The following is a 3,910-nucleotide window of genomic DNA, read 5'->3' on the forward strand; positions in this document are numbered from 1 at the left end:
GTACTTGCAAGTATCGCCGCCGAAAGCGCACAAGTGGCTGTATTTCTCACTGTTGATAGTAGTATAGTAACTGCTCCTGATCGAAAAAACCTTGAAAACTTCGCTGAAAGCTTTGGGACTGAACCGGTTACTAGTGAATTCGACTGGATTGCACACGAGAATCTTGCTAACAATCCCCCTGAACGCTGTTACAATTGCAAGAGTGAACTTGCATCTCTCTGGAGAAAGGAGGCAGAAAGCAGAGGGCTCGATGTGGTCATAGAAGGTACCAATGCCTCCGATCTTGACAAACATAGACCAGGCATCAAGGCCCTGAAGGAATTTGGCATACAATCACCACTTGCGGAGGCGGGTATTACAAAGCGCGAGATAAGGGAATACGCAGCTGCACATAACCTACCAGCCGCAGATTCTCCTTCCAGTACCTGTTTGGCAACCCGCTTTCCATCAGGCACACAAATTACTCAAGAACGCCTTGAAAGAGTTGAAGCAGCAGAAGAGATTATGAGAAATCTGTTTGATATTGAGTGTGTTAGGGCACGCTATCATGGGGATTTAGTCAGAATTGAGGTTGGGCATGATGAGAAAGAAAAATTGTTTGATTCCACGGAACTAGACGAACTTCATAGAAAACTCAAGAATCGTGGATTTGACTACATCACAATAGATGCATATGGGTATCAATCGGGTTCAATGAAGTAATGGAATATGCAAATCTGTCAGATGAAAGAAATCGCAAATTCGATGGCCAACCTTACGCCTCTATCTCTGCAAAGGGATCATCCGAATATTCCGACCTCGCAAGTCTAGCTAAAGGCACACCCACCAATAGAGCCAAAGGCAATGGGAACTGAACTACCCTAGGTCCAAACGTAGGGAAGTAAATGATACTGCTAATCAGGGTCGTTAGCACTAGTAATCCGTAGATATGCAGCTGATTGGCTTGGCCCTTGGTTATTTTATATCCCAAATAGCTAAGGTACAGGTGAGCTGACAACAGAAAAGGGAAAAAAATACCCGATAAATCCAGAGGGAAAAGGATGTGCCAAGTTTCATTGCGAAATTCAAGAATGACAGGAAAGACGAAGTCCAACCTAAGCCATAGAGGTCCTGTTGAGAAATTAGATGTACCCTCGGGAGTAACGAACAATCCAATAGGTAAGAAAAAGGTAAGTATCGAAAAGCCTATGCCCGCCTTCGAGTGTCCTTGGACAGTTTCTGATTGAGTCACTATGCTTTGCATCCTTAAGTACGCATTTTGATTTATACATCTCTAATAGCTGGCAGAATAGGTATTCCGACGATATCTATTCGTTCTAACCTGAATACTACCAGCAGTATATGTAACAGCCCACATTTACGCTTAGGTGCTTCAGTTACTGCGGCGGATTATATTGAACGTTAGTGAATTCATATTTAAAGTACATAAGGTCAAACCTTGCCGTGTCATAAGTCGAGCCAGCGTTCTTATGCATGTAGGACCAGCCATTGAATTCAAGGTACAAATGATAAACGATGTAATACGTAGTACCCTCTGGTAATATATCATAGGGATTCCGCGCCGCCAGTTCAGTGACATCTTCACCGTAACTCGTAGTCGTTTTGCTAAACAAGGTGGATTCCCAATCAATACCGTGGGAGGAGTCATGTAGTTCGACTTTTATGACAATTCGAACACTGTTTAACCAAGATGCCCAAACCGCATATGACCTCCGGTACTTTACCTTGATTTTGAGTCGCCAGTTGTCACCGCCCCAGTCAGGTGTCGTTATTTTTTCACCAATCTTGATATGACATTTCGAGGTACCAATAAACTGATCTTCCACAATTTCGATGTTTCCAGTTTCTTTGGAATAATCGAATTCGTTCCAAGTTCCACCCATCTTCGTATCATAACCATAGTCATAGTTGTCTGTTACGGTCGTCCAAGCATCTGAATGAAGTGGTAGTTGAAGAAATGCAATAAGAAAAACCAGGACAATTGTAGGAATCTTCTTTCTCATTACTCCCGCCTTTCAACATTTATATGTATTCTCAACTTAAAAATATATCGAATAATCTTTTTTTTGAATAGATAAGGGAATAGTGATCCTCGATTACAGGTTTATCTGCAGTATTGATTTTGCATTTGTAGTTTCATCTAGCCATTACCCGTCCATTCACGTACCAACCCGTACAATTCAGCAGTCTGCTCCTCTGTAAGATCCTTCATCGTGAATTGATGAAATTGCGCATCATCTTGATGCTAACAAACCGTTCATTGAGCTCCTTTGTTTTGCTTTTCATTCGTCTTCTTAACTCCTCAACCCGATATATTCAACAAGTGGACATAGATAAAGCTTCACTCGATACAGATAAGCTCCTCTTGGGGTGATGAAAGGAATTCACATCCGTCTCCCCTTACCACCACATCTTCTTCAAGACTTAGTTGACCATACTCTTCAGTCCGGACATAAAGCTCAAGTGTGAATACATTACCCACTTCAACTTCGCCCTTTGGGCTATCACCATAGCGATCCCATAATGGTCCTAGAAGGGTACCACCGTCATGAGCGACGCGACCAACTTGGTGACCTAACGCGTGTTGATACTCGTCGTAGCCTCTTTCCTTGACATAGTCCCGAGCAATAGCATCGACCTCGTATCCCTTCATTCCCGGTCTTAAATGGTCTGAAGCTTCCTGTATAGCTCCGTAGACAGTATCGAATGCGTCCTGAATCTGATTTGGAATATCAGATGGTATACCGAAATAGAACATTCGTTGAATATCAGAACAGTAACCGTCGTTCTTGACACCAAAATCGAAATGAAGTAAATGGCCAGCTTTCGTCTTGTTATTTGTTGGGCCGGAATGCCCAAATTCCTTGTTCGGGCCTGCATCAACTGCGGGGTTATGCTCGGGATCCCAAGCATTTCCAACTCCATAGTGAGACATCCTCTGTTTGAAGAATTCGTAGATTTCTATTTCAGAAAGGCCAGTCCTGACAAAGCGCTCAGCCTCTTTATAGATGGTTTCTGTGATACGCACTGCCTCTCGAATTCGCTTAAGCTCGGTGTCGGTTTTTCGCCCCCTTAATCTCCCTATAACCTGCTCTGCACTCTTCAATCTGTCTTGGAAGGGTGTATCGTCAAGGTATTCTTTCAGCAAAAGATGCATTCCGACGGTTAATCCGTCCGCAGCCACATCATTCTTGCTGAAGTTGATCGCAATCTCATGGGGGTCAATCTTGGTAAGGGTAGTAACCAGTTGCTCTTGAATTCCCTCCGTGTAAGGAATAACCTCATCGAAAACCCTTGCTTGTTCTATTCCATCAGCGTCAAAATTTCCTACAATCGCAGTTTTCGTTCCATCTCTTGAATAGATGAGTGCTGATTGCCAGACTACCTCTCGGCCTAAGATGATTGGAAGCACCGGATCTGCCATTTGAGAGGTCTCGCGAACCCATACCAGCCATGCATCCAAATCCAGTTCATCGAGAATTTCACACGCTTGATTGCTCTTTTCGAGTTCCAGGGTTTTTGTCAAGGGTATCCTCCAAGTCTTGAAAAGGGAATGATGAGATATAATCTGAACGGAATGAAGCAAAAATCTTATTCGAAGATTGAAACCGCTTCATTTCCAATCGCAGGTCCATAGAATGTTCACCATAGAGATTGAGAAAGTACAACCTAGCCAACTATACATCAGCCAGAAGAAGCTCCAAGCAGTCCAAGAGTATTTTCAGAAAAACAAGGAAAAGGAGCTTGAACCTATACCAGTAAAGAAACTTGATGGAGAAATCATGGCCACCGATGGTCATACACGAGGACTTGTTTGGTTTCTGAATGACCACCATGAGATACCGTGCATCTGGGAAGACGAGGTGTTGGATTGGGAAGCCTACAGGATTTGCGTACAATGGTGTAAGGA

Annotated in this window: 5 protein-coding genes; 3 read left to right on the plus strand and 2 right to left on the minus strand. The window is 43.4% G+C overall.

Features of this window, described 5'->3' with window-relative positions:
* Both larE and GF309_13385 read left to right on the plus strand, forming a co-directional pair.
* Nucleotides 1-702 (plus strand): ATP-dependent sacrificial sulfur transferase LarE (gene larE / locus GF309_13380; GenBank protein ID MBD3159768.1); only part of this gene is annotated, 702 nt, incomplete at its 5' end.
* A gap of 368 nt (nucleotides 703-1,070) precedes the next feature.
* The gene (locus tag GF309_13385) at nucleotides 1,071-1,226 is read left to right on the plus strand and encodes a hypothetical protein (protein MBD3159769.1); all 156 of its coding nucleotides are present in this window, start codon (nucleotides 1,071-1,073) and stop codon (nucleotides 1,224-1,226) included.
* 150 nt (nucleotides 1,227-1,376) lie between these two features.
* Here GF309_13385 and GF309_13390 read toward each other — a convergent pair whose 3' ends face one another.
* Nucleotides 1,377-2,003: a hypothetical protein gene (locus GF309_13390; protein MBD3159770.1), complete on the minus strand. Its 627-nt coding sequence runs from the start codon at nucleotides 2,001-2,003 to the stop codon at nucleotides 1,377-1,379.
* A gap of 338 nt (nucleotides 2,004-2,341) precedes the next feature.
* Nucleotides 2,342-3,526 (minus strand): M24 family metallopeptidase, encoded by a 1,185-nt coding sequence (locus tag GF309_13395; GenBank protein ID MBD3159771.1) that lies wholly within the window; start codon nucleotides 3,524-3,526, stop codon nucleotides 2,342-2,344.
* Nucleotides 3,527-3,638: 112 nt separating this feature from the next.
* On the opposite strand from GF309_13395, the gene GF309_13400 reads away from it, so the two are divergent.
* A partial coding sequence (locus tag GF309_13400; protein MBD3159772.1) for a hypothetical protein occupies nucleotides 3,639-3,910 on the plus strand: 272 nt, incomplete at its 3' end.

The sequence above is a fragment of the Candidatus Lokiarchaeota archaeon genome (assembly GCA_014730275.1).
Classification (GTDB): Archaea; Asgardarchaeota; Thorarchaeia; order Thorarchaeales; family Thorarchaeaceae; genus WJIL01.

Excerpts from the sequence above, each read along its gene's own strand:
- GF309_13385 (MBD3159769.1), top strand. The coding sequence starts at position 1,071 with ATGACAGGAAAGACGAAGTCCAACCTAAGCCATAGAGGTCCTGTTGAG.
- GF309_13390 (MBD3159770.1), bottom strand. The coding sequence starts at position 2,003 with ATGAGAAAGAAGATTCCTACAATTGTCCTGGTTTTTCTTATTGCATTT.